Genomic DNA, 23676 nt, shown 5'->3' with positions numbered 1-23676 from the left:
TCACTGCCCCCCGCCTTCCGATCCGGCTGCTGCCAGAGCGCTCGCCAATCGAGACAGGGCCGGTAGAGCAGCCTCGATACTTGCCCTGTCCTCTGCGGTCAGAGTCGACAATGCCTGACCGACAATCACACTCCGGCGATCACGCCACACCTCGACGCGGGCGCGCGCCTCGTCCGCGAGCACCAATCGCGCGACGCGGCGGTCGGCCTCGTCGGCAACGCGTTCGATCACTCCCTCGTCGACGAGCTGCCGCACCAAGGTGGACACCGTGTTTGCCGCGACACCCAATCGCCCGGCAGCCTCGGCCACCGACAGACCCGGGTTGCGTCGTAGCAGCCTGACGAGTTCGATCTGGGCGCCGGCGAGCGGTCGTTCCGCAAACGGCCGCCCCGATGCCTTCCTCGTACCCCGGCGCAATTGTCCGAGCGTCTCCAGGACGTCATCCGCAAGATTTGCTCCGCTTCCATCCACAACCTCACAATAGCTCTGTAACAGAGCTATTGTCGAGGAATCCGGACGCCCGGCGTTTTCAGCTCGTCCGCAACGGGTATCCCCGATTGCTTGTCCCGAGCACTCCCGCCCAGAACGGAGACGTCATGCGCAGACAGTGGTTGTTCGCGACAGTTGCGAGTACCGCCCTGATCCTCACCGGTTGCTCGCCCGACGCCCTCGATTCCGGGGACAGCGCAGACAACGTCACTGCCATTTCGACGTCGCTGTCGCCACCCGCCGCCGCTGATGCACCCCTGCTGAAGACCGCCGACTCCCCACTCGGGACGATCGCCGTCGACGGCGAAGGCATGACCGTCTACGTCTACAACCCGGACGAGGAGAACTCACAAGCCGGGTCGTGCGACGAAGCGTGCCTGCGTTACTGGCCGGCGGTCACCTCGGTCACGGATTCGCCGATCGTCGAAGGAATCGACGCTGTCATCGGTACCATCGACGGGCCGGAAGGATCTTTCCAGATCACCGTCAACGGCAAGCCCGTCTATCGGTACCTCGACGACAAGGTTCCCGGCGACATGCTCGGACAGAGCGTCGGCAGCCTGTGGTGGATGATCGACACCGCCGGAAACCCCGTGTTCAAGACCGAGTAACCCTCAGTTGTACGGCTGCCGAGCGGTTTCGGGGTCGCCGTACGTGATTGCCCGTTCCCGACGCGTCTTCGACGCCAGGGTTGCGCCCCAGTTCAGCACCGTGCTGGCGCGATTGCGGAACCCCGCGAGGAACGCGATGTGGATGATTCCCCAGGACACCCATCCGATGAACCCGGACAACTGGACCGGCCCTGCCTGAAGCAACGCGTGGCGTCGCGAAATGTAGGCCGCGGTTCCAAGATCGCGGTACTTGAACGGTTTTCGGCTGGGCACTCCGTTTTCTACGGTTGCAGCGATCCGGGCACCGGCGTGCCGACCACCCTGCATCGCGACCTCGGCCACCCCGGCAAGTTTGTCCCGCGACATGAGGTCGCCCACCACGTAGACGTTCGGGTGGCCGGGAACGGTCAGATCGGCTTCCACCTCGATGCGGCCACCGCCGACCTGCTTCACACCCAGCGCCGTGGCCAGTGCCTCGGCGAACGGCACTGCTTCGACGCCCGCGGTCCACAGAATCGTGCGGGTCTCGTACTGCCGCTTCTCTTTTGTCTTCTTGTCCGTCGTCTCGATGCTGGTCTCGCACACGTCGGTGACGTGCACGCCGAGGTGAGTCTCGACGCCGATCCCGTCGAGAGTACGTTTGGCGGCGGCCGAGAGCTTGCGACTGAACGAAGGGAGCACCCGATCGTCGCCGTGGAAGAGCAGTACCCTTGCCTCGTCAGGGTCGATGGACCGGAACTCGTTGGTGAGCGCGTGCATCGCCAATTCGCGGATCTGTCCGGCTAATTCGACGCCGGTGGGTCCGCCGCCCGCCACGGCGAATGTCAGCCACGGTCGACGTTCTTCCGCAGTCGGGAGCGATTCGGCCATCTCGAACGCAGCAATGAGACTGCGCCTGATCGCCAAAGCGTCGTCGAGGGTTTTCATGCCGGGCGCCCATTTGATGAACTCGTCCTGGCCGTGGTAGGACTGGCGCATTCCAGCCGCCACGATCAGGTAGTCGTACGGCAATTCGAAGGTCGACCCGTCGAAGCGACTGGCAGTCAGTATCCCGGCGTCGGCGTCCACCGACTTGGCCTCGCCCAGAACGACGTTCGTGTTCTTGTTGTCCTCGAGCAGATGTCGCAGCGGACTTGCGATCTGCCCTTCGGAGAGCAGACCCGTGGCGCACTGGTAGAGCAGGGGCTGGAAGACGTGGCTGGTCCCTCGGTCGATCAGAACCACCTCGACGTCAGCCTTCTTGAGTCGTCTCGCTGCATACAGTCCACCGAAGCCGCCACCGACGATCACTACCCGGGGCTTACCGTTCGAGATGTGGATGCTCATCAGACAAACCTCGCTGTCACGGAGTTGGGCAGGAATCGTAGGGCCGCATCTATCCCTTGCCACTTGAGGCCGGGTAGCGCCGCTCGGGTGGTTTCCTTCTCGATAGCGTCGACCATGGCACTGACGCCTTCGTCCAGACTGGCCATGAGCGCAGCGTCGTCGCCGGCGCCGGCGGACATGTCGGTCTTGATGAAGCCCGGCAGCAGCGTGGTGACCCGAATAGGTGTGCGCGCCAACTCGATACTGAGCGCCTCACCCAGCGCCGCTACTCCCGCCTTGCTCGCCGAATAGGCCGCTTTTGGCCCGGGTAGCCCCCGATCCGCGCTTATCGAGGACACGAGAACCAGGTGTCCGGAGTCCTGCGCGCGGAAGATCTCGAGCGCAGCTTCACACTGCGACAGCGCGCCGACAAAATTCGTCTGCGCTGTTGCAAGATTCGCGTGCGCTTTTCCGGTTCCGATCTTGGCGCCCTTGCCGAGCCCGGCGTTCACGATCACCCGGTCCAGGCCACCCAACTCGTCGCGCAGCTCACCGAAAACCCGGACGACGGAATCGTGTTCGGTCACATCGAGTTCGCGCACTGCGACGCTGATCGACGGGTACTGCGCCACCAGCTCCCCACGCAGCGTGTCGAGACGATCCGTCCGCCGGGCACACAACGCGAGGTCGCGACCGGCCGCGGCGAATCTCCTGGCCATCTCCTCACCCAGACCCGAACTGGCACCGGTGATCAAAATCTTCTGCCGCGTCATGGGTGCAACTGTAACCATCATCGAGTTCTCGTACCCGGCGGTAACCGAGCGAACTCGGACCGATCCGACATACCGTGGAGCAATGACCGACGAATTCGATGTCATCGTGATCGGCGGTGGACCCGCCGGCGAGAACGCCGCCGCATACGCCATCGCCGGAAGTAATCGCACCGCCGCAATCGTGGAACACGAACTGGTCGGCGGTGAATGCTCGTATTGGGCCTGTATGCCCAGCAAGGCACTACTGCGCCCGGGGCAGGTCCTCGAGGCGGCCGACGCCTTGCCCGGGATCCCGGCCGGACCGCTGGACGTCGATGCCATTCTGAAACGGCGCGACTCGTTCACCCACAACCACGACGACTCGTCCCAGGTCGACTGGGCAACCTCCGCGGGCATCACCGTGATCAAAGGCCACGGGGTCATCGACGGCGAGCGAGCAGTGACCGTCGACGGGACCCGTAAGCTCCGTGCCCGCCAGGCCGTCGTACTCGCCACGGGAACGACCGCCACCGTCCCGAAGACACCGGGATTGCGCGAGGCACTCCCGTGGACCTCGCGCGATGCGACCAACCTGCACGAGGTTCCGTCGCGAGTGGCGGTCATCGGCGGCGGAGTGGTCGCAACGGAGTGCGCAACGTGGTTGTCGTCGTTCGGCGCTCGCGTGACGTTGCTCGTGAGGGGCGATGCTCTGTTGAAATCAGCAGAACCGTTTGCCGGAACGATGGTGGCCGAAGCACTCGGCGCCCGCGGTGTGGACGTTCGACTGAGCACTGCCGTCAACTCGGTCTCACGCCCCGATGCCAAGGACACCGGCGAAGGTCACATCCACGGTGGACCCGTCAGCATCGAGACATCGTCCGGCGTGATCGAAGTCGACGAGGTCATCGTCGCGGCGGGCCGCGGGCCGACATCTGCCGATCTCGGCTTGTCCGTCATCGGCCTCGAGGACGGCAAGTACGTCACCACTGACGATCACCTCTGTGCCCAAGGTGAGTGGCTCTACGCCGTCGGCGACATCAACGGTCGTTCTCCCCTCACCCACATGGGCAAGTATCAGGCGAGAGTCTGCGGAGACGTCATCGCCGCGCGGGCCGAGAGCCGCGGACTCAGGGGACCTCGGTACACGGCGTCGGCGGACAACGGACAGGTCCCCCAGGTGGTGTTCACCTCACCCGAAATCGCCTGGGTGGGACGCACCGAGAAGAAAGCTCGCGACGACGGCTACGACGTCGAAGTCGTGGAGATCGAACTCGCCGTCGCGGGATCTTCGCTGCTGCGCGACGACTACTCGGGGCGCGCGAAGTTGGTGATCGACAAGGCCACCGACGTGATCCTCGGCGCTACCTTCGCCGGGCCCGAAGTATCCGAGCTGGTGCATGCGGCGACAATCGCGGTCGTCGGCGCCGTACCACTGGAAACTCTCTGGCATGCGGTGCCCTCGTATCCGACGGTCAGTGAAGTCTGGCTTCGATTGCTGGAGGCTCGCCGCTGACGCGCTCCCGAAGTACGTATAGTCGCGACATGGCGTCCGACATACTTGTGACCACGGCCGACGGCACCCTGCGCGGCCGCCGGGTGGGAAAACTTCGTGCCTGGCGCGGAATTCCCTACGCCCGGCCGCCGGTCGGAACACTGCGTCTGACGCGACCCCAGCCGGTCACGCCGTGGACCGGAGAACGCGACGCGACCAGGTTCGGCGACGCGTCTGTCCAACACAAGAAGGGGCTGTTGCTCGCGCCCGGGAAGTACCAGCCGAGCAGCGAGGACTGCCTGACGCTCAACGTGCTCGCCCCCGCGAACACCGGCAATACTCCGCGTCCCGTCATGGTTTTCATCCACGGTGGGGCAAACACCATCGGGACCTCGGCCACCGGCTTGTACTCGGGCGTGTCCCTCGTCGAACGCGGCGACGTCGTCTACGTCTCGATCAACTACCGACTCGGCGCTCTGGGCTACCTCGATTTCACCCCGTTCTCCACATCCGAGCGCGTATTCGACTCCAACCTCGGACTGCGCGATCAGGTCGCGGCCCTGCAGTGGGTGCAACGCAACATCGCCGCCTTCGGTGGGGATCCTGAAAAAGTCACGATTTTCGGTGAATCCGCCGGAGCCACCGCCGTCACCACCCTGATGGCGACTCCGGCCGCCAAGGGACTCTTTGCCGGCGCTATCGCCGAGAGTTCGGCTCCGGATCTGGTCTCGAGCACGCAGCGATCGCATGCCTGGGGCGCGCGTTTCGTCGAGATCCTCAATTCCGGCCTACCACCCGCGAAGGCCCTGACCTCGGCGACAGCCGTCGAATTGGGCAGAGCCGGAAGCAGACTGGGCGCCGAGGTACTCGCGAACACACCTGGACTACATCCCTTCGGGCCGGTCGTCGACGGCGACTTCCTCCCCCGCTCCCCCTTGGACGCATTCAAAGAAGGATCGGCACACCAGGTGCCGATGATCATCGGCACCAACAGACGGGAGGGGACGCTGTTCCCGAAGGTGCTCGACGCACTTCCGACCAACCCGTCGCGCATCGACACCATGTTTGCCCTCACCGATCCCGAGGCCGGGAAGCGCATCCTCGCGACCTATCCCGGCTACCCGGACGAGCAGTCCGCGATCGACGTCGGCGGAGACGTCACGTTCTGGCACCCGTCCGTGGAGTTGATGCAAGCGCACGCACAATCGGCGCCGACGTACGCCTACCGATTCGACTTCGCGCCGACGATGATGCGCTGGCTCGGCCTCGACGCCACACACGGATTCGAGATGTTTGCAGTCTTCGGCATCGGTGACACCCTTGTCGGGCGCGGCCTCACCCTTCCCGGCGGTCGACGCGGACTGCGCGCAGTCACCGAATCTGTTCAGGGACACTGGCTTCACTTCGCCGAGCACGGCTCGCCGCGCGGATCGTGGCCGCGCTACGAGGGGCAGGAGCGTCGGACCATGATCTTCGACGAGATCGTCCGCGTCGAGAACGATCCCAGACGTGAACAACGCTTGGCCTGGGCGGGATACAGCGGTTACCGTAGCCACGGCACCGACATCTCCCTACCGTGACGAGCCCCCTCGAGATCACTCTCGATTCCGGGGTCGTACGCGGGCGCCTCGATCGAGGACTGCGCACCTGGCGAGCAATCCCCTACGCAACGGCCCCGACCGGTCCTTGGAGATTTCGCGCACCGCAGCCGGTCGAGGCTTGGCATGGTGTCCGCCCGGCGGAAGCATTCGGCTCTCCGTCTCCGCAGCGCAAGAGCAACTTCGACGAGAACTCACTCTTCGTCAATGTCGTGGCTCCGCAGGTACCGTCGGATTCGTTGCGACCGGTCATGGTTTTCATTCACGGCGGCGCGTACAACGGCGGGAATCCGTCGACGCCCATGTACTGCGGAACGAGCCTGGTCGAACGTGGCGACATCGTCTACGTCTCGATCCAATATCGTCTCGGCGCGTTGGGCTACCTCGATTTCAGTGAATATTCCACTGCGGAAAGATCATTCGAGACGAACCTCGGATTGCGCGATCAGATCGCCGCGATGACGTGGGTCCAACGCAACATCGCCGCTTTCGGCGGCGACCCGAACGCCGTCACCGTCTTCGGTGAATCGTCCGGCGCCAACGCGGTCACCACTCTGATGGCAACGCCGGCGGCACGAGGGCTGTTCGCCCGGGCCATCGCTCAAAGTCCGCCGGCTGCTTCGGCATACGGAAAAGAGCGAGCGCACCGTTGGGCACGCGAGTTCCTCGAGATCGCACAGGCTCCGGATACCGATCCGGGATCGTGGCTGCGCTCCGCTTCGGTGAAGGACCTGGTCGCTGCCGGCGAAGAACTTGCACGCCGCGGCGCGGACGAAGAACCCGGAACGCGGGCATTTGCCCCCGTGGTGGGTGACGACGTCCTTCCCGAACACCCGCTCGACGTGTTCGCCGCCGGACGCGCCCACCCCGTTCCGCTGCTCGTCGGTTCGAATCTCCACGAGGGAAGAATCTTCCCGCGCGTTCTCGACATCTTGCCTACCGACCCGGTTCGGATCGAGAAGATGTTCTCCCACACCACCCCTGAAGTGAAAGCACGTGCGCTCGCGGCGTATCCCACGTATCCGCACCGGTTTGCTGCCGCAGATCTCGGCGGCGACATCACGTTCTGGGAGCCCGCGATACTCTGCGCACAGGGTCATTGCCAGGTAGCTCCTACCTACAGTTACCGCTACGATTTTGCGCCTCGCCTGCTCAGACTCGTCGGCATGGGCGCTACCCACGCCACCGAATTGCTTGCGGTCTTCGGGCGTTCGGATGCACTCACCGCGGCCTTGACCGCGGTCGGTGGGCGCCGCGGACTGACTGCGGTGACCTCCACCATGCAGCGCCACTGGATCCATTTCGCCCGCCACGGAGTGCCGGACCGGGATTGGCCCGCCTACTCCGTACCGGAGCGGCAAACAATGATCTTCGACGAGACGTCCCGAGTGGAGAACGACCCGATGGGTGAGCGTCGACGGGCTTGGATCGGCTACGAGCACAGGCGCTGAAGCCCGATCAGAAGAACTGACCTTTCACGAAACCTGCGAGTAGGACGGCAAATCCGCCCACCTCACCGAGGATCAGCAGAAACATCCCGAGGTGCAGGGGCGGACCGGCGGACTCGAACTGATTGTCGGTGTCCTTCATCGCACCGTGAGCGATGTAGCTGAATATCGCTGCGAGAAAGAAGAACACGACCACTGCGGCACTGGTCAGGTTGATCCACGTCGGCCACGCACTGAGTTCGACGAACACCGCGATCAGCAGCGTCGCAAACGAGTACATCAGGGCAGCGCGGTGTGCGATGTCGACATACGGATGGGCGAGGTGATTGTCCGAAGTGGCCATCTGTCGGTATTTCCAGATTCCCAGGCACAGGGAGAGAAGGAAGATCAGACCGGCAGCGAGAAGCGTCAGTGTCGTGTCGATCCCCAGCGTCATCTGCCCACCCCGCAGTGCGTTTCCAGCGAGTCACCGCTGGGTGATCCAGCCGAAGGCTTGTCGTAGACGACAACCAGCACCACCGCACGATCCGCCGACACCGACCGCATCCGGTGCGGCGTATTCGCGTCGAAGTACAAGCTGTCGCCGGCGTCGAGGTGCATCGTCTGCCCGGGGATTTCGAATTCTACGGATCCGGAATGCACGAACACGAACTCCTCTCCCGTGTGGTCCATGAACTTGGGACCCATCACCGAGGCCGGATGAACCACGAACGGCTGCATGGCCTTTCCGACCAGTGAGGGCGCGATCGGATCGTAGACGGAAGACTGCACGGAGTTGGCCGGGTCGATCACGCGGTCCTTCGCGCGCACGATCGTCATGGCATTTCCCTCCATACTGTCCGAGAACAGTTGCCCCACATCGGCGTCGAGCACACGCGCAATCTTGAGTGCCACCGCGATCGACGGGGTACTGATACCCCGCTCGACCTTGGAGAGATAGCTCTTCGTCAGACCGGTCTGCTCGGCCAGGCCCTCGAGCGTCAGACCGGCGCGACGCCGATGTGTTCGCAAAAACGCTGCCATTCGGTTCCCCTCACGCGACTTTGTGTCATCACCCTACCAATACATTGACCTGCGGCGATCAGCGATGCAGGAATCGAGGGTTGCGCATTTCCGTCCTATATGACACTTTGTGTCTTATAGGTGACTGAATGTCATTGATTTCCGGGTCCCGAGAAAGGCACACCCCATGACCGACACGATGCGTGCGAGCAAGCAGGAACTCATGGCCACCGCCGAGACGAAGATGCTCACCGAAGTAACGACAGGTAGTTGGACTCTTCGACAGAAGATCGCACTGACCTGCCGGGCACTGTCGGACGCCGGCCACGACTCCGGCCTTGCCGGACAGATCTCCGCCCGCGGTGGGCAGCCAGGAACGTTTGTCACACAGCGACTCGGCCTCGGGTTCGACGAGATCACCGAGGACAACCTCCTGCTCGTCAACGAGGATCTCGAAGTCCTCGACGGGGAGGGCATGCCGAACCCCGCCAACAGGTTCCACAGTTGGATCTACCGCGCACGACCCGACGTCAACTGCATCGTCCACACACACCCACTACATGCGACGGCGCTGTCGATGCTCGAGATTCCCCTCGTCGTCTCCCAAATGGACATCGCGCCGCTCTACGACGACTGCGCATTTCTCGCCGACTGGCCCGGGGTTCCCGTGGGAAACGAGGAGGGCGAGATCATTTCGGCTGCACTCGGCGACAAGCGGGCAATTCTGCTCGCCCACCACGGCCAACTCGTCGTCGGCAACACGGTCGAAGAGGCATGCTCTCTCGGGCATCTGATCGAGCGAGCGGCCAGACTGCAGTTGCTGGCGATGGCTGCCGGAGACATCAAGCCGCTACCGCCTCGCCTGGCGAAGGAGGCACACGATTGGACACTGACTCCTCGGCGCAGCGAGGCGAACTTCGCTTACTACGCCCGTCGCGCTCTCCGCAATCATCCCGACACACTGACCAACTGACTTTTGTTTCCCACCAACAGAACTGAGAGCCTCATGAGCAGCACCATCAAGGGAATCGTCGCCTATCCCATCACCCCGTTCGACCGGGACACCGGAGCATTCGACCCCAAGCCGCTACACACGCTCCTCGACAGCATGATCAGCAGTGGTGTCGACGCGATAGCCCCACTCGGCAGTACCGGCGAGAGCGCCTATCTCGACGATGCAGAGTGGGAGACGGTCGCTCGGGAGACTGTCGACTACGTCGACCGCCGAGTCCCCACCGTCGTCGGAGTGTCGGATCTGACGACGGCGGGAGCACTCCGCCGAGCATCGATCGCGGCAGACGCCGGAGCCGACGCAATGATGATCCTCCCCACGTCGTACTGGCATCTGGGTGAGCAGGAGATTCGTGAACACGTCACCGCGGTGGCCGATTCCGTCGACATTCCCACGATGATCTACAACAATCCGGCCACCACCGGGATCGACATGTCGCCGGAATTTCTCGTCGATCTCGTCTCCACCGTCGACGGCGTCACGATGATCAAGGAATCCACCGGCGACATCACCCGGATGAACCGCATCAACGAACTGAGCGGTGGCACGATCCCCTTCTTCAACGGCAGCAATCCTCTTGCACTGCAATCTTTCTCTGCCGGTGCAAGCGGATGGTGCACGGCAGCCCCGTGTCTGGCCCCCGAACAGGTGGTGCACTTCTGGCGTCTACTCGAATCCGGTGATCGGTCGGGTGCCGCCGCTGTGTTCGAACAGATCGAGCCGCTACTGAAGGTCCTCGTCAGTCGCGGACTGCCGTCGACGGTCAAAGCCGGGTTGGAATCTCTCGGCATCGACGCCGGCCTTCCCCGCCGGCCCCTGCTGTCCCTCGACGACAACACCAGGACAGCTTTGTCCGACGCTCTGTCGGTGGCTCGCGGTGTAATCGTCGCGTCGTGACCTGACGTGGGAGTGGGTTCCGGCAAGATGGGATGCACACCGACCGAAGGAGGGGCACCATGTCCGTAGATTCACGGTCTGCGAGGATCGCCGTCACCGGCGCGACCGGTCATATCGGCGGACTGGTGGCCCGGTCGTTGGCCGACGCCGGTGTCCCACAGCGGCTGATCGCACGGTCGGTCAACCGATTACCGCAGCTCCCCGGTGCCGATTCGGCCGAGACCACGTATGGGGATCAGAAGCGCGCTCTCGCGGCTCTGGCCGGAATCGACACCCTCTTCATGGTCTCGGCGGCCGAAAGCGCAGATCGTCTGGATCAGCACCGCACCTTCATCGACGCCGCAGCGGAGGCCGGGGTCAGGCACATCGTGTACACGTCTTTCCTCGGCGCTGCTCCGGACGCGACGTTCACGCTCGCTCGCGATCACTGGGTCACCGAAGAACATATCCGCGCTTCCGGGCTCGCATTCACCTTCCTGCGCGACAGCTTCTACCTCGATTTCCTACCCGCTCTCGCCGGTGAAGACGGTGTGATCCGCGGACCCGCAGGGGACGGTCTCGTCGGCGCGGTAGCGCGCTCCGACATTGCTGCCGTCGCTGTGTCGGTTCTGCAGGATCTGGATTCTCATGTCGGACAGACGTACAGCCTGACCGGACGGGAGGCACTGACGCTCTCCGAGGCCGCGAGCATCATCACCGAAGTCACCGGCAAGCGAACCACGTACGTCGAGGAAACGCTCGAGGAAGCTTACGAATCGCGGGCGTCGTACAACGCACCCGCTTGGGAACTCGACGCATGGGTGTCGACGTACACCGCAATCGCGCAGGGTGAATTGGCGCTGATCACGGGCACCGTGGAGGACCTTGTCGGCCGGCCTGCGCTCACGCTGCGTGAATTCCTCACAGCAGAAACCGCCTGATGCCACCACGCAAAGCAACCACGGCACGCAAGGCTGCCGCAAAGAAGGCTGCACCGCAGAAGGCTGCACCGAAGAAGGCTGCACCCAAGAGGAACACGACCAGAAAGACCGCCCCGAAGAAGACTGTCGCAAAGAAGAGCTCACGCGCGACGATGCCGGATGTGCCGACTGCCGGCCCTGGTGAGAGAGTCTGGCTCCTCGACGTTCCCTTTCGGACGCCGGCGCCTGGTGCGCAGTTCGTCAAGAAATGGAAGAGCTACGCGTGGGTCGGTACGGAGTTGCCCGTAGAACTCGCTCCATTCAAGGCACTCCCCTTCTCTTATCAGCAGTGGGTAGAGGACGACATCAATGACAGCACCGGTGAACGTCCCGTTGCTGCACCCAAAATTCCTCGGCCCGAGCAGGTTTCGGGGGCTGCAGCCGTCGTCGATGCCGCTCGCGCCGGCAAACGCGGATTTCTGTTGGCAGACAATGCAGGCCTGGGTAAGACGCTGATCGCAGTGATGTCTGCCAAGACGATTGCCGAGGAGCGCGGCGAAACCAACATCCTCGTCCTCGTCGATCGACCCGCACAGATCACCATTCCGCATTGGCGCTATTCCATCGCCTCGGTGGGCGACGGTGGATTCCGCTGGTTGATCATGTCGCCTGACCAATTGAAGAAGCTGATCGCGCGAAACGGCCGCCCCAAGTACACGTTCGGTGTGGTGATTGCCGACGAGGCCCAGCTGTACAGCAACGACACACAGCGCACGGCGGCATTCGAGAAGGTCGCGCGCTTTTCGAATGCTCACGAGCAAGCGCCGTTCGTCCTGTCCGTGACGGCAACACCGGGACACACGCCGGCCGACCAGCGTTACCTGGCACCGCTTTTCGCGCAGCTGCATTCAGAACCTTCGGAGTACTGGTCCGACCTGGGCGCCAGGCTGGTCGAGTCCGGCCTTCCGCTGGACAAGTCCTACGGGAAGTGGACGTGGAGCGCAGAGGCGAAGGAATCACCTACGCTGCAATCTCGCGCGCTCGAGACCGTGCGTGGGTGGATGTCGAACAGCAAACCGCCCTTGATGATTCATCGACCGACTCCGTGGGGACCTGTTCCGCTCGACGGTATGCCGATCGACCTCACCCATGCCCAGCGCGCCGAGTACGAGACGGAGTGGGCCGAGTACGCCTACGAAATGGGATTGGCCCGCAAGAGTCGCAACATCGCGCGCGGCCGTGCGCTGGTTCTGCGCTACCGACAGAAAGCGGGCATGATCCGCGCCGAGTCGACGGCCCAGTGGGCGCAGGCGCAGGTCAAGGCAGGCAAGCAGGTGTTGGTGACCGTCGAATTCGTCTCCACGGCAGGTGATCCACTGGTCGAGATGATCGAAGACGCCGGGATCTCGGTGGCAAAACTGTTCGGCGCGGTGCCGGACAAGGAGGGTCAACGTCTGCGGTTTCAACGCGGGGACGCACCGGTCATCGTCTTCAATGTCACGACCTCGATCTCGCTCCATGCCAACGAAGCACTCCCGGACGGCACTCACGCGTCCCCGTTGCCACGGACGGGAATCTTTCATCAACCGCGATACTCAGGGATCGCGGCAGAACAGACGTTCGGTCGGTCGCATCGCGACTACCAGACGTGCCCGTGGGTCATACCCTTCGGCGTGGGCACCAAGGAAGAGGACGTCGCCACGGTCATGTTGCGCAATCTCAATTCGGTCACAGGTCTGAAAGGTGGTGATCGATCCGGTCTGCGGTCGCTGTCCGAACTGCTCGGCGTCGAGTGGCTAGAGCCTGATGTCTTGACCTCGGAGGGTTGATCTTCCAACGACCGTCCAACGCGCACAAACGAACGGTTTCGGCGGTATGCCCCAATTCTACTCCACCAAAACCGAATTCGGCTGACCGCTTCATTCCTTTCGGGACCTTGGGACTCAGGTATCTGTGACCAGACGTGGCAGACTCTTTCGAGTCGAGGTGCACCAGCCTCGAAACAGTGCCGAGAATGCGAGGGGTCCGATGCGCAATATCTACCGGTCATTGATGCGCAATGTCGGCCATACACAATGGTTCTCGGATCTCGGCAAGGATCTGGTTCCGCTCGATCGAGCAGTGCAGAGAGTGTCGGGAGGCAAGCTCTCGCTGGTCGGAGAGAACACCGTGACTCAGCTACTGCTCACCACGACGGGCCGTAAGACCGGCCGTTCTCGAACCACGCCACTCCTGTACGCACCCGACGGCGATGCGTTTGTCGTCGTCGGTTCGAACTGGGGGCAGGATACGCATCCAGCATGGACACTCAATTTGATGGCAAACCCCACCGCAATCGTGACAGTGAAGGGCGTCGAAATACCGGTCGGTGCGAGTCTGGCGGAGGGCGCCACGCGTAAGAAGCTGTGGGAGCTCGCGACCACCACGTGGCCGCCGTACGAAACCTACGCCGATCGAGCATTCGGGCGCCAGATCCGCGTATTTCGACTCCAACCTGTCAAATAACTGCTGCCGGGCGCAGGATGGGAAGGACCACCCTGCCGATCTCAGGAGCATTCGCGAATGTCCACAGCACTGACTCACGCAGAAGACACACAGATCACAGCTTCCAACGGGCGGATCGCACTGGAGCCGAACCCCCGCCGAATTCGAGCCTTCTTCGCTGGTCACGCCGTCGCAGACACCACTCGTTCGGTATACCTTTTCGAACGCGGCCGCCTGCCGATGTACTACATCCCCCTCGCGGACGTTCGTACCGAATTCCTCGTCCCGACGTCGACGACCACCCATTGCCCATGGAAAGGTGACGCCACCTACTGGACGATCGAGATCGGGGATCGCCGGGCCGAGGACGCCGTCTGGACCTACCCTGAACAGTTCGACGGTTCCCTGGATCTGAGTGAGTACGTCGCATTCTATTGGGATCGCATGGACGCCTGGTACGAGGAGGATCAACAGGTCTTTGTCCACGCCCGCGATCCATACGTACGTATCGACGCACTCCCCTCGTCCCGCCACGTCCAGGTCTTTGTCGGCGACATACTGGTCGCCGAGACGAGACGACCCAGACTGCTCTTCGAAACCGGACTGCCCACGCGGTACTACATTCCGAGAATCGACGTTCGCAGCGAGTACTTTGCGCTGTCCCCGACCACCACGGCCTGCCCCTACAAGGGCACTGCGTCGTATCTGTCGTTCACCGGCACAACCGAACTCGCTCCGATCGAGGATCTGGCGTGGTTCTATCCGTTCACTACCGCCGAAGCGTCCGGGATCGACGACCACGTGTCGTTCTATCCCGAACGCGTCGGCAAGATCCTGGTGGACGGTGCCGAAATCTGAAAGGTGCTGGAGCCGAGACGGTGTGGGTGCCTACCCCACTGCAACAGGGGATTCCGGGATTCGCAGTTCAGCCGTCTCCAGTCGGCGATCATGCACCCACACCATCGCCGTTGCAACGGAGAAGACCAACCCGGCGATGCATACTCCGTTCCAGCCGTACGACTTCCACACCACTGACCCCACCGCCGAGCCCACGGCAGCACCGACGAAGTAGGTGGTCATGTACACGGAATTCACACGCGAACGCGCTTCGGGGACAAGGGCGTAGATCACGTTCTGGTTGCTGACGTGCACTCCCTGCAGCGCGAGGTCGGCAAGGACGATGGCAACGAGAAACCACACCACGTGGGTGGCACCGGCGACAAAGGGAAGCCACGACACCAAGAGAATCGCGATGGCGCCGCCGGTCGCCAGCTGACCCAATCCCCGATCGGCCAGTCTGCCCGCCACCGTCGCCATCAAAGCTCCCGCCACACCGAGTAGTCCGACCAAGCCGATTTGAGTGTCGCTGTAGCCGAATTCGCCGGACAGAAGAAAGGCCATTGTCGTGAAGACGGTGCTGACAGCAGCAAAAGCCAGTCCGCCCATGGCCGATCGGGTTCTCAGGCGCGGCAAGGTCGCAGCCAACTTCCCTACCGAAGCGAGCGTTGCGCGGTAGCTTGCCTTCGGGCGATCTGCGGAATCGGAAGGCAGAGATCGCCACAATGCCACGGCCATCACCACCATCAGTACCGCCGCAACCTTGTATACCGTCGACCAACCTCCCAGTCCGGAGAGGACGCCGGCAACGCTGCGCGCCAGCAGGATTCCGATCAGCAGTCCGCTCATGATCGTGCCGACCACCTGACCGGACCTCTCAGGTTCGGCCAGTGAGGCGGCAAACGGAATGAGCACCTGGGCGGCGACCGAAAAGACTCCAGCGACAGCGATTCCCACTGCCAGCGTGGCAAAGTTGGGCGCAAATCCGCTGACCGCTTGACCGGTCGCCGCCAGCAGCATGAGCCCTACCGTCAGCTTGCGTCGGTCCACCATGTCGCCCACCGGAACCAGAAGTATCAATCCGAGTGCATACGCGACCTGCGCGATGGTCACCGTCGCGGCCGCTGCGGAGGCCGACACATTCAGGTGATCTGCGATGGAATCGAGGAGTGGCTGGTTGAAATAGTTACCGCCCGCGCACAGGCCCGTCGCTGCAGCCATCAGCAGCACTATTGGTAGTCCGAGCCTCGGACGCGCGTCGCTTGAAATCATGTCGTCAAGCATGACCGCCTACACCGACGCGCGTCCAATAGATAGATATGCATGATCTATCTCCAGAAACGATAGATTGGTGCGATGGAACTACGTCACATCCGCTACGCCCTGGCAGTCGCGGAAGACAGACACTTCAGCCGAGCAGCGTCGCGGTTGCACGTTTCCCAGTCCGCCTTGAGTGCCCAGATCAGAGACCTCGAAAAGGAACTGGGAGTCGAATTGTTCAACCGGAACAGCCGAAACGTCGGCCTGACTGCTGCAGGCGAGGTTTTTGTCGCCCGCTCCCGCGAGGTACTCGGCGCCGTGTCGAGACTCGTCAGTGATGTCTCCGCACGGAGCAACGAGCAAGTGCGGTTGACGGTCGGCACCATCACCTCGGCGGGGCGCGTCGACGTCGGACGCGCGCTGGCAGATCTGACACGGCGCCACCCTGCAATCAACATCACCGCGCGACCGTACGGCAGTGAAGTAGTTATCGAAGGAGTCCGGTCCGGTGCAATCGACGTCGGCATTGTCGGATTGGCCGCAGGTCGCCTACCCAAGAGCTTTGCCGCCGCGCCGCTGTGGAGTGAACCCACCGCAGCGTTCGTTGCTCCTGACCATCCCTTTGCCCAGGCTTCGTCGATCAGGCTCGAAGACCTACGCGATCACACTCTCGTGGACTTCGCCTCCGGCAGCGAGGCCCGTGTCCAAACCGACCAAGCCTTCGCCGAATCACAGGTCCCTCGGGGAAAAACACTTGAAGCCAACTCGGTAGACCTGATCTGTTCACTGACCGCCAACGGCCTGGGCGTAGGTTTGCTCCCCCAGTCCATGAGCGCCCTGCACCCCGAATTGGTCTGTATTCCGATCACCGATGCGCCGCATCGGATCGTCCACGCAATCACCGAACCCACCCATTCGTCGGCACTCGCCCGCGAGTTCGTCGAACTACTCGCAGCACAGTTCGCTACTTGAGCAGTTTCGACATTCGCCTGTCCGCCAACGGCTTACCGCCGGTCTGGCACGTCGCGCAGTATTGAAAAGAACGCTCCGCGAACGACACTTCGCGTACGACGTCACCGCACACCGGGCACGGAAGTCCGGTACGAGCATGCACTCGCATCCCCGAGCGTTTCTCACCCTTGAGCCGGGCCGCGTCCTGACCTTCCGAACGCTCGATCGCGTCGGCCAGCGTGGATCGCATCACGGCATACAGCGTCGAAATCTGATCCGGCGTCAGCCGCGACGAGGTCGCGAAAGGCGAGAGTTTCGCGGTGTGGAGGATCTCGTCCGAGTAGGCGTTCCCGATACCGGCGATCAACGACTGATCGACTATCGAGTTCTTGATCCGCGCCGACGTTCCGCCCAGAATCTGTGCGAACTCGGCTTCGGTCACGGCCATCGCGTCCGGCCCCAACCGGGCGATGCCCGGAACCTCCTGCGGATCGTTCACGACCCAGACGGCGAGGCGTTTCTTGGTGCCGGCTTCGGTGAGATCGAATGCCGGCGTCGAACCTTCGGGTGTGAAGAAATGAACGCGCAGCGCCAACGGCCCCTTCCCCGGCTTCGGCGGCGTCGCCGATGGATTGTCCAGCCAGCGCATCCAGCCGGCACGGGAGAGATGCGTGACCAACCACAACCCGTCGCAATCCAGAGCCAGATGCTTCCCGAAGCGGGCGGCGCCCGTGACGTCACGCCCCTGCAGAGCAGTGATCGGCGGATCGAAGGTCTTGAGCACACTCAATGCAGCGATGTCGACGCGTCCCACCACTGCGCCGACCGCGTGCTGACGAAGGAACCCTGCCAGCGCTTCCACCTCGGGTAGTTCAGGCATGGCAACAGACTAACGCCGACCACGGACACTCACAGCGCGCTCAGTCCGTTTCCGTCTGCAGCACCACCGAATGCCCACCGCGTGCCTTCGCGGAGTACATCGCCCGATCCGCTCGCCGCAGCAGAGTCGGGTAGGCGACCAGCGCATCATCCGCTGATTCGAAAGGCCCTGCAATCTTCGCGATTCCGACGCTCATCGCCACCTCGGGATGATCGGGCGAGGTGATCGTCGAACGGAGTAGCTCATGTTCGAGTCGATGGAACGAGCGTTGATCGACCGAATCGACGATGACGAACTCGTCGCCGCCTATCCGTGCGATCAAGGCCGCCGGGCCGGCGCATTCGACCAGCCTCGATCCGACTTTTTCGATCACAGCGTCACCGACGGTATGTCCGTACTCGTCGTTGATGGCCTTGAATCGATTGATGTCGACGGCGGCGACTACCAAGAGCGCCGAGTGCGTGTACGACTGCTCCAGCAACAGTCGTACTTCGTCGGCCAGTCCCCTCCTGTTGAGCAGTCCCGTCAGTGGGTCCAATTGCGAGTTCAACGCGTCGGTGCCGAGGATGGAGAAAATGAACTGACAGGCAAAGGGAATCACGTAGATTGCCGCGCCGACCAGTACTACCAACGCGACCAGAACCGGAACATCCACATCGTTTTCGACCACGGCCGTACGTGTCACGATGCCGATGACCACGACGAATACCCACAACATGTGAAGGCTCTGTATTCGAGCATTGTGGAAGAACGCGATGTATCCGCCGATCACCGAGAACATCACGGCGTGTGCCAGTGCTGCAAGTGGATTGGAGTACAGCAGCATTGCGGCCGCTATTCCCACTTCCGAGTAGAGCACAAAGGCGTAAGACCAGGAACGGGAGAGATTTCGCCTCGTCGAGAGGGCGACGGCCATCATCACGGTTATGACCATGATGACTGCGTTCGCGGAGCGCGCGTGCGAAGTGGTCGGTCCCTGTGGACTGAAGCGAGTGAGGAACATGATCACGGTGACCAGTACCAACGAGCAGACGACGAGAAACCGCGAGGCGACGGTCAACCCTTTGTCCGCGAGATAGCGACTGAAGGTGTCGAATTGGTCCGGACGCCGATACCAATCGACAAGTTGAGAAGAGATCAGCCGGAACGCGGGACCCGAGAGCGGTCGTCGAGACGCCACGGCGTCCGAACGCTCAACACTCTCGGCAGATTCCATAGTGTCAGGGTAATCCAGTCAACTCCCCGCAATCAGACAATTTTCACTGTTTGCCGTCCCACATCACAACCTGATCGCCGCCGGCGGCCTTCGCGCGGTACATCGAGGCATCGGCTACTCGAAACAGTTCCGTCAACTCCTCGTCGGAAATAATCGACGACCATTCGGCAGAGGTGATCGCGACTCCGACGCTGGTGGTCACTACCGGATCACGATCGTCGATTCGCAAGTGCCTTCGCAGATTGTCTTCGAACGCAGGCGCTGCGCCGACGTCTATCGTGTCTACCAACACGAACTCGTCCCCACCGAATCTGGCGAAGAGCGCCTTCTCGCCGCCGCACCACCGCAGTCGATCAGCAATCTGGCGAAGTACGAGATCGCCTTCTTCGTGCCCCTGTGAGTCGTTGACGCTCTTGAACGAATCGACATCGACAATCGCGACGACATACGACGACTTGCTCGACGCATGCCCCGTCGCCCCCATTTCGACAACAGCTCGCTGCAGCCCGCGCCGATTCAGAAGCCCTGTCAACGGATCCACATCCGAACTGTCCGCGTCGGAGCCGAGAAGTGAGAGGACGAACTGACAGGCGAACGGGATGACCACGATCCCGGTGGCGATGATCAGACACAGTGCGGTGGCCAACGCAGGATCCGCGTAGACCGCAACCTTTCGGCCGACCACTGCCAGAACCACGATGGACAGCGCGATGTGAACCGCCTGGAGTCTCGCGTTGTGAAAGTACGCGATGTAACCACCGATCAGTACGAAGAGCACACACTGGATCAACCCGATGAAAGGGTCGTTGTTCAAGAACACACCGACGAATACGCCGACCTCGCAGTAGGCGACAAAGAAGTACGACCACCGACGCGTGATTTCGGGCAGAAGGCAGAAGAGCACGATCACCGCAATCGTGACGGCGATGATAACGGCGTTGACGACGCTGGTGACGTGGTTGTGCACGCCCGCGTCGCTGAAGCGCAGCAGAGTCATCGCAATGATGACCGTCGTCAGCGAGCCGATGACCAGCAATCGGACAGCTAGCTCCAGGCCCTTCGTGGCGAGGTATCGATTGAAACTGTCGAATTGATCAGGACGCCGATACCACTGAACCAGAAGGTCGAAAGCCGACTTCACAGCTGATTTTTCACGGCCACGCGGCGCGGGCAGAATCGACTGCAGTCGGTCCTGCCCGAACGATGTCATGCGCAGATCATAGGTGCGCAGACCGTCGTTCGGGATCAAGAGTGCAGGATCGAGGCGGCAAATTCAGGGTCGGTTGTCAGCGCCGAACGAGGTACGTATCCATGATCCAACCGTGCTTCTCACGCAACTCCGCCCGGCGAGCGACGATCTGATCTTCGACGTCACGCAGTTTGCCGGAAATCAACTCCTCGTCCGGGGTCCCGAGGTACGCGCCCCACCAGATCTCGGCGTCGTTTTCGCTTACCTGAGTGAAGGTGCAATGCGCGTCGAGCATCACGACGGCATTGTCCACGCCGTCGGGCAATCCCTCGGCCAGTTTGCGGCCGGTCGTGATGTGGATGGGTTCGCCGATTCGGTTCAGGACGATCCGGTGTTGTGCAGCCAGCGACTGCACGCTGGTGATTCCCGGGATGACGGAGTAGTCGAACGAAACTCTCCCGCGAGCGAGCACGCGCTCGACGATCCGCAGAGTGCTGTCGTAGAGGGAAGGGTCACCCCAGACGAGAATCGCGCCGACGCCAGGTTCGGCCGCGAATTCCGCTTCGAATTTCGCGGCCCGACGCTCGTGCCAGTCCTCGACGACGCCCTCGTAGTCGGTCGGGGTTCGGTCCCGCGGCGGGTCCGTGATCTCGACCACCTTGTAGTCGAGGTGAACGTGCTCGTCGAGGATGCCGGTGCGCAAGTCGACCAGGGCCTGCTTCTCGTCACCCTTTCCGATGATGAAGAAGGTATCGGCCCTGTTCATAGCCTTGATCGCCTGAACCGTCACCTGGTCGGGATCACCAGCACCGATACCGATCACCAAGAGTTCGCGCATGTGCCGAGGCTATATTGCCGTGCGCCTTTATTAACCGCCGGAGGTTAATAAAGGCGCACAGCAGGGCAGGCCCTAGACTGATTCCCGTGACTGTTTCCACTGCTTACGAAGACCTCCTCCGGCTCGTCATGGAGACGGGTACCGCCAAATCCGATCGAACCGGAACCGGCACCCGCAGCATCTTCGGTCACCAGATGCGTTTCGATCTTGCCGACGGCTTTCCGCTCGTCACCACCAAGAAGGTCCACCTCAAGTCGATAGTCAACGAACTCCTGTGGTTCCTGCGCGGCGACTCCAACGTGGCGTGGCTGCACGAGCACGGCGTCTCCATCTGGGACGAGTGGGCCGACGAGAACGGTGAACTCGGCCCCGTCTACGGCGTCCAGTGGCGTAGCTGGCCCACCCCTTCGGGCGAGCACATCGACCAGATCACGCAGACCGTCGAGACTCTGCGCTCCAACCCCGATTCGCGGCGGATCATCGTTTCGGCGTGGAACGTCGCCGACATTCCGCAGATGGCCCTGGCGCCGTGCCACGCTTTCTTCCAGTTCTACGTCGCCGACGGCAAGCTCTCCTGCCAGCTGTACCAGCGCAGCGCCGACATGTTCCTCGGCGTTCCGTTCAACATCGCCAGCTACGCGCTGCTCACCCACATGATGGCCCAGCAGGCCGGACTCGACGTCGGCGAGTTCGTCTGGACCGGCGGCGACTGCCACATCTACGACAATCACGTCGACCAGGTGACCGAGCAGCTCGGCCGCGAACCGCTGCCGTTGCCGACCCTGAAGCTGAACAAGCGCGACTCCATCTTCGACTACACCTTCGAGGACGTGGAGATCGTCGACTACCAGCACCACCCCGCGATCAAAGCCCCGGTAGCGGTCTGACGATGACCGATCGCACAGTCACCCTCATCTGGGCGCAGGCCCACGGCGGCGTCATCGGCGCCGACAACTCGATCCCGTGGCGCGTGTCCGAGGACATGGCTTACTTCAAACGCGTCACCATGGGCCATCCGGTAATCATGGGGCGGCGCACCTGGGACTCCATTCCATCGAAGTTCCGTCCGTTCAGCGGGCGTCGGAACATCGTCGTCACACGCGATCCGCAATGGCACGCCGAAGGCGCCGAGGTGGTCCGCAGTCTGGACGACGCCCTGGCGTTGCCGGACGGTGACGTCTTCGTCGTCGGTGGCGGGCAAATTTATTCGGCTGCACTGCCATTCGCAACGCATCTACTGGTGACCGAGATCGACCTCGACATCGCCGGCGATGCTTTTGCTCCCGAGATCGGCCCCGAATGGAACCTGAAATCCGACGAGCCCTGGCAGACCTCGGAGAAGAGCGGCCTGCGCTTCCGCTGGTTGGAGTACACGCGCTGACCGACTTCCGCCGATAACGAGGCACCTCGCGAGTGAGTCGGTCATACTCCAAGAAGGACATTCACCGCTTCCGAGAGGTCTTCGATGGACAAGAAGTCACTGACCGCTCTCGCTCGCCAACAGTTGAAACTGGCGGGCTCGGCGACCAGCGGTCGCAGTTCACAAACCGTCTACGGCGGCCACCAGCGCAGCCTGCGACAGACGGTGATCGCGCTGAGCGCCGGCAAGAGCCTCGCCGAACACGACAGTCCGGGCGAAGCCACGTTGTTGGTCCTGAGCGGGAAGCTGAATCTTGTGTGTGGGAGTGACCAGTGGAAAGGATCCACGGGTGATTTCCTGACCGTCCCGGCCGACCGGCACAGCGTCGAAGCGCTCGAAGACGTTGCATTTCTACTGACCGTCGCCATGAAGGGCTGAAATCGGTGGTGTCTTCCGCGTGAGCGAAACCGTGATCGAAGTGTCCATCGTCGCAGCCCCGTCCGTACTCTGGCCCGCGCTGCGCGACCCGTCGCTGATTCGACGTTGGTTCGGCTGGGAGTACGACGGACTCGACGACGAAATCACCCAGATCTACTCCACCGCTGAGGTCGACCCCGAAGCGTTGACGCTGAAACTCGGAAACGGTGACCGTTTCTCACTTCGCGAACAGGACGGCAAGACGGTCGTCCGCATCGATCGGCCGGCCAAATCTGCCGACGACGACTGGTACGACGACATCACCGAGGGCTGGACGACATTCCTCCAGTTGCTCAGATTCGCAGTGGAGCACCACGGACTGGCCGAGCGTAAAACCATTTATCTCGACGGCCTTCTGCTCCCCGGGGAGAACGTGGCAAGCGTCCTCGGGCTCACCGAAATCGAATTGGAAGCGGGAAGTCGGTACGCGGTGACAATCGCTCCCGGCGACTATTTCGAAGGCGTCGTCGACTACGTCACTGACCACCAATTCGGGTTGACAGTCGAGGATCTCGGCCCTGGCCTGCTGTCTGTCGCCACCCAGTCGGTGACGGCGCAGCGGCCCGACGGAGGCATGTCCATCCTGCTGACCACCTACGACCTGAGCGATGACGAGTTCGACGAGATCAAGCATCACTGGTCGTCGTGGTGGGAAGGTCGCCGCCAGGAGAGCTGACGT

25 protein-coding genes are annotated in these 23676 nt (G+C 62.5%); 15 read left to right on the top strand and 10 right to left on the bottom strand.

Annotation, left to right across the window (positions count from 1 at the left end; all coding sequences use genetic code 11):
* Complete coding sequence (locus ABIE52_RS30005; protein WP_007727626.1) at nucleotides 1-471, bottom strand: MarR family winged helix-turn-helix transcriptional regulator; 471 nt, start codon at nucleotides 469-471, stop codon at nucleotides 1-3.
* 125 nt (nucleotides 472-596) lie between these two features.
* Between ABIE52_RS30005 and ABIE52_RS30000 the strand changes: the two genes are divergently transcribed.
* Entirely contained in the window at nucleotides 597-1100 is a 504-nt protein-coding gene (locus ABIE52_RS30000) for a COG4315 family predicted lipoprotein (RefSeq protein WP_007727629.1), read from the top strand.
* Between the two features lie 3 nt (nucleotides 1101-1103).
* Here ABIE52_RS30000 and ABIE52_RS29995 read toward each other — a convergent pair whose 3' ends face one another.
* Complete coding sequence (locus ABIE52_RS29995; protein WP_003946361.1) at nucleotides 1104-2426, bottom strand: NAD(P)/FAD-dependent oxidoreductase; 1323 nt, start codon at nucleotides 2424-2426, stop codon at nucleotides 1104-1106.
* Nucleotides 2426-3178: an SDR family oxidoreductase gene (locus ABIE52_RS29990; protein WP_007727631.1), complete on the bottom strand. Its 753-nt coding sequence runs from the start codon at nucleotides 3176-3178 to the stop codon at nucleotides 2426-2428. Before ABIE52_RS29990 ends, ABIE52_RS29995 begins: the two co-directional genes overlap by 1 nt.
* Before the next feature lie 82 nt (nucleotides 3179-3260).
* Here ABIE52_RS29990 and ABIE52_RS29985 point away from each other — a divergent pair, with 82 nt between their 5' ends.
* From ABIE52_RS29985 to ABIE52_RS29975, 3 genes are read left to right on the top strand one after another with little or no spacing between them, the layout of a single operon-like run.
* On the top strand, nucleotides 3261-4670 hold the full coding sequence (locus ABIE52_RS29985; RefSeq protein ID WP_192712291.1) for a dihydrolipoyl dehydrogenase family protein: 1410 nt from the start codon (nucleotides 3261-3263) through the stop codon (nucleotides 4668-4670).
* A gap of 29 nt (nucleotides 4671-4699) precedes the next feature.
* Nucleotides 4700-6229 (top strand): carboxylesterase/lipase family protein, encoded by a 1530-nt coding sequence (locus ABIE52_RS29980; RefSeq protein WP_003946388.1) that lies wholly within the window; start codon nucleotides 4700-4702, stop codon nucleotides 6227-6229.
* Nucleotides 6226-7698, top strand: coding sequence for a carboxylesterase/lipase family protein (locus ABIE52_RS29975; RefSeq protein ID WP_192712290.1), 1473 nt, complete (start codon nucleotides 6226-6228; stop codon nucleotides 7696-7698). The genes ABIE52_RS29980 and ABIE52_RS29975 overlap by 4 nt, the downstream gene beginning before the upstream one ends.
* Nucleotides 7699-7705: 7 nt before the next feature.
* Here ABIE52_RS29975 and ABIE52_RS29970 read toward each other — a convergent pair whose 3' ends face one another.
* Both ABIE52_RS29970 and ABIE52_RS29965 read right to left on the bottom strand, forming a co-directional pair.
* Nucleotides 7706-8131: a hypothetical protein gene (locus ABIE52_RS29970; RefSeq protein ID WP_003946354.1), complete on the bottom strand. Its 426-nt coding sequence runs from the start codon at nucleotides 8129-8131 to the stop codon at nucleotides 7706-7708.
* Nucleotides 8128-8718: a helix-turn-helix domain-containing protein gene (locus ABIE52_RS29965; protein ID WP_003946400.1), complete on the bottom strand. Its 591-nt coding sequence runs from the start codon at nucleotides 8716-8718 to the stop codon at nucleotides 8128-8130. The genes ABIE52_RS29970 and ABIE52_RS29965 overlap by 4 nt, the downstream gene beginning before the upstream one ends.
* Before the next feature lie 166 nt (nucleotides 8719-8884).
* Between ABIE52_RS29965 and ABIE52_RS29960 the strand changes: the two genes are divergently transcribed.
* The 6 genes from ABIE52_RS29960 (at nucleotide 8885) to ABIE52_RS29935 (ending at nucleotide 14847) form a co-directional block, all read left to right on the top strand.
* Complete coding sequence (locus ABIE52_RS29960; RefSeq protein WP_007727641.1) at nucleotides 8885-9670, top strand: aldolase; 786 nt, start codon at nucleotides 8885-8887, stop codon at nucleotides 9668-9670.
* Between the two features lie 33 nt (nucleotides 9671-9703).
* On the top strand, nucleotides 9704-10606 hold the full coding sequence (locus tag ABIE52_RS29955) for a dihydrodipicolinate synthase family protein (protein ID WP_007727643.1): 903 nt from the start codon (nucleotides 9704-9706) through the stop codon (nucleotides 10604-10606).
* Nucleotides 10607-10665: 59 nt separating this feature from the next.
* On the top strand, nucleotides 10666-11526 hold the full coding sequence (locus ABIE52_RS29950; RefSeq protein ID WP_007727644.1) for an SDR family oxidoreductase: 861 nt from the start codon (nucleotides 10666-10668) through the stop codon (nucleotides 11524-11526).
* Nucleotides 11526-13334 (top strand): DEAD/DEAH box helicase family protein, encoded by a 1809-nt coding sequence (locus ABIE52_RS29945; RefSeq protein ID WP_192712289.1) that lies wholly within the window; start codon nucleotides 11526-11528, stop codon nucleotides 13332-13334. The genes ABIE52_RS29950 and ABIE52_RS29945 overlap by 1 nt, the downstream gene beginning before the upstream one ends.
* A 199-nt stretch (nucleotides 13335-13533) precedes the next feature.
* Nucleotides 13534-14010, top strand: coding sequence for a nitroreductase/quinone reductase family protein (locus ABIE52_RS29940; protein ID WP_003946395.1), 477 nt, complete (start codon nucleotides 13534-13536; stop codon nucleotides 14008-14010).
* A gap of 57 nt (nucleotides 14011-14067) precedes the next feature.
* Nucleotides 14068-14847 carry a DUF427 domain-containing protein gene (locus ABIE52_RS29935; RefSeq protein WP_192712288.1) on the top strand — a complete coding sequence of 260 codons (780 nt, stop codon included), beginning with the start codon at nucleotides 14068-14070 and terminating at the stop codon, nucleotides 14845-14847.
* 30 nt (nucleotides 14848-14877) lie between these two features.
* Here ABIE52_RS29935 and ABIE52_RS29930 read toward each other — a convergent pair whose 3' ends face one another.
* Nucleotides 14878-16110 (bottom strand): MFS transporter, encoded by a 1233-nt coding sequence (locus tag ABIE52_RS29930; RefSeq protein WP_042921334.1) that lies wholly within the window; start codon nucleotides 16108-16110, stop codon nucleotides 14878-14880.
* Nucleotides 16111-16182: 72 nt separating this feature from the next.
* On the opposite strand from ABIE52_RS29930, the gene ABIE52_RS29925 reads away from it, so the two are divergent.
* Entirely contained in the window at nucleotides 16183-17058 is an 876-nt protein-coding gene (locus ABIE52_RS29925; RefSeq protein WP_007727651.1) for a LysR family transcriptional regulator, read from the top strand.
* On the opposite strand, the gene ABIE52_RS29920 is transcribed toward ABIE52_RS29925, so the two are convergent.
* The 4 genes from ABIE52_RS29920 to cobF form a co-directional block, all read right to left on the bottom strand.
* Nucleotides 17051-17917 (bottom strand): Fpg/Nei family DNA glycosylase, encoded by an 867-nt coding sequence (locus ABIE52_RS29920; protein ID WP_003946349.1) that lies wholly within the window; start codon nucleotides 17915-17917, stop codon nucleotides 17051-17053. The two genes, ABIE52_RS29925 and ABIE52_RS29920, sit on opposite strands and share 8 nt — an antisense overlap.
* 40 nt (nucleotides 17918-17957) lie before the next feature.
* Nucleotides 17958-19133 carry a GGDEF domain-containing protein gene (locus ABIE52_RS29915; protein ID WP_192712287.1) on the bottom strand — a complete coding sequence of 392 codons (1176 nt, stop codon included), beginning with the start codon at nucleotides 19131-19133 and terminating at the stop codon, nucleotides 17958-17960.
* Nucleotides 19134-19176: 43 nt separating this feature from the next.
* On the bottom strand, nucleotides 19177-20343 hold the full coding sequence (locus tag ABIE52_RS29910; RefSeq protein WP_223304416.1) for a GGDEF domain-containing protein: 1167 nt from the start codon (nucleotides 20341-20343) through the stop codon (nucleotides 19177-19179).
* A gap of 76 nt (nucleotides 20344-20419) precedes the next feature.
* Nucleotides 20420-21160 (bottom strand): precorrin-6A synthase (deacetylating), encoded by a 741-nt coding sequence (cobF, locus tag ABIE52_RS29905; protein ID WP_042921340.1) that lies wholly within the window; start codon nucleotides 21158-21160, stop codon nucleotides 20420-20422.
* A gap of 86 nt (nucleotides 21161-21246) precedes the next feature.
* Here cobF and ABIE52_RS29900 point away from each other — a divergent pair, with 86 nt between their 5' ends.
* The 4 genes from ABIE52_RS29900 to ABIE52_RS29885 all read left to right on the top strand — a co-directional run bounded on the left by ABIE52_RS29900 (nucleotide 21247) and on the right by ABIE52_RS29885 (nucleotide 23673).
* Nucleotides 21247-22047, top strand: a complete 801-nt coding sequence (locus tag ABIE52_RS29900) for a thymidylate synthase (protein ID WP_003946427.1) — start codon at nucleotides 21247-21249, stop codon at nucleotides 22045-22047.
* 2 nt (nucleotides 22048-22049) lie between these two features.
* Entirely contained in the window at nucleotides 22050-22541 is a 492-nt protein-coding gene (locus ABIE52_RS29895) for a dihydrofolate reductase (protein ID WP_003946393.1), read from the top strand.
* An 84-nt stretch (nucleotides 22542-22625) separates the two neighbouring features.
* Entirely contained in the window at nucleotides 22626-22958 is a 333-nt protein-coding gene (locus ABIE52_RS29890; RefSeq protein WP_003946336.1) for a cupin domain-containing protein, read from the top strand.
* 19 nt (nucleotides 22959-22977) lie between these two features.
* Nucleotides 22978-23673, top strand: a complete 696-nt coding sequence (locus ABIE52_RS29885; RefSeq protein ID WP_192712286.1) for an SRPBCC family protein — start codon at nucleotides 22978-22980, stop codon at nucleotides 23671-23673.
* The last annotated feature ends 3 nt before the right edge of the window (nucleotides 23674-23676 follow it).

The sequence above is a fragment of the Rhodococcus sp. OAS809 genome (assembly GCF_040546695.1).
Classification (GTDB): Bacteria; Actinomycetota; Actinomycetes; order Mycobacteriales; family Mycobacteriaceae; genus Rhodococcus_F; species Rhodococcus_F qingshengii.
Note: the sequence above shows the minus strand (reverse complement) of the source record. Positions and strands in the feature narration are given on the sequence as shown.

What these genes read in the sequence shown, in the direction of transcription:
- ABIE52_RS30000 (WP_007727629.1), top strand. Translation starts at nt 597, where the DNA reads ATGCGCAGACAGTGGTTGTTCGCGACAGTTGCGAGTACCGCCCTGATC.
- ABIE52_RS29995 (WP_003946361.1), bottom strand. Translation starts at nt 2,426, where the DNA reads ATGAGCATCCACATCTCGAACGGTAAGCCCCGGGTAGTGATCGTCGGT.
- ABIE52_RS29990 (WP_007727631.1), bottom strand. Translation starts at nt 3,178, where the DNA reads ATGACGCGGCAGAAGATTTTGATCACCGGTGCCAGTTCGGGTCTGGGT.
- ABIE52_RS29985 (WP_192712291.1), top strand. Translation starts at nt 3,261, where the DNA reads ATGACCGACGAATTCGATGTCATCGTGATCGGCGGTGGACCCGCCGGC.
- ABIE52_RS29980 (WP_003946388.1), top strand. Translation starts at nt 4,700, where the DNA reads ATGGCGTCCGACATACTTGTGACCACGGCCGACGGCACCCTGCGCGGC.
- ABIE52_RS29970 (WP_003946354.1), bottom strand. Translation starts at nt 8,131, where the DNA reads ATGACGCTGGGGATCGACACGACACTGACGCTTCTCGCTGCCGGTCTG.
- ABIE52_RS29965 (WP_003946400.1), bottom strand. Translation starts at nt 8,718, where the DNA reads ATGGCAGCGTTTTTGCGAACACATCGGCGTCGCGCCGGTCTGACGCTC.
- ABIE52_RS29960 (WP_007727641.1), top strand. Translation starts at nt 8,885, where the DNA reads ATGACCGACACGATGCGTGCGAGCAAGCAGGAACTCATGGCCACCGCC.
- ABIE52_RS29955 (WP_007727643.1), top strand. Translation starts at nt 9,704, where the DNA reads ATGAGCAGCACCATCAAGGGAATCGTCGCCTATCCCATCACCCCGTTC.
- ABIE52_RS29950 (WP_007727644.1), top strand. Translation starts at nt 10,666, where the DNA reads ATGTCCGTAGATTCACGGTCTGCGAGGATCGCCGTCACCGGCGCGACC.
- ABIE52_RS29945 (WP_192712289.1), top strand. Translation starts at nt 11,526, where the DNA reads ATGCCACCACGCAAAGCAACCACGGCACGCAAGGCTGCCGCAAAGAAG.
- ABIE52_RS29940 (WP_003946395.1), top strand. Translation starts at nt 13,534, where the DNA reads ATGCGCAATATCTACCGGTCATTGATGCGCAATGTCGGCCATACACAA.
- ABIE52_RS29935 (WP_192712288.1), top strand. Translation starts at nt 14,068, where the DNA reads ATGTCCACAGCACTGACTCACGCAGAAGACACACAGATCACAGCTTCC.
- ABIE52_RS29930 (WP_042921334.1), bottom strand. Translation starts at nt 16,110, where the DNA reads ATGCTTGACGACATGATTTCAAGCGACGCGCGTCCGAGGCTCGGACTA.
- ABIE52_RS29925 (WP_007727651.1), top strand. Translation starts at nt 16,183, where the DNA reads ATGGAACTACGTCACATCCGCTACGCCCTGGCAGTCGCGGAAGACAGA.
- ABIE52_RS29920 (WP_003946349.1), bottom strand. Translation starts at nt 17,917, where the DNA reads ATGCCTGAACTACCCGAGGTGGAAGCGCTGGCAGGGTTCCTTCGTCAG.
- ABIE52_RS29915 (WP_192712287.1), bottom strand. Translation starts at nt 19,133, where the DNA reads ATGGAATCTGCCGAGAGTGTTGAGCGTTCGGACGCCGTGGCGTCTCGA.
- ABIE52_RS29910 (WP_223304416.1), bottom strand. Translation starts at nt 20,343, where the DNA reads ATGACATCGTTCGGGCAGGACCGACTGCAGTCGATTCTGCCCGCGCCG.
- cobF (WP_042921340.1), bottom strand. Translation starts at nt 21,160, where the DNA reads ATGCGCGAACTCTTGGTGATCGGTATCGGTGCTGGTGATCCCGACCAG.
- ABIE52_RS29895 (WP_003946393.1), top strand. Translation starts at nt 22,050, where the DNA reads ATGACCGATCGCACAGTCACCCTCATCTGGGCGCAGGCCCACGGCGGC.
- ABIE52_RS29890 (WP_003946336.1), top strand. Translation starts at nt 22,626, where the DNA reads ATGGACAAGAAGTCACTGACCGCTCTCGCTCGCCAACAGTTGAAACTG.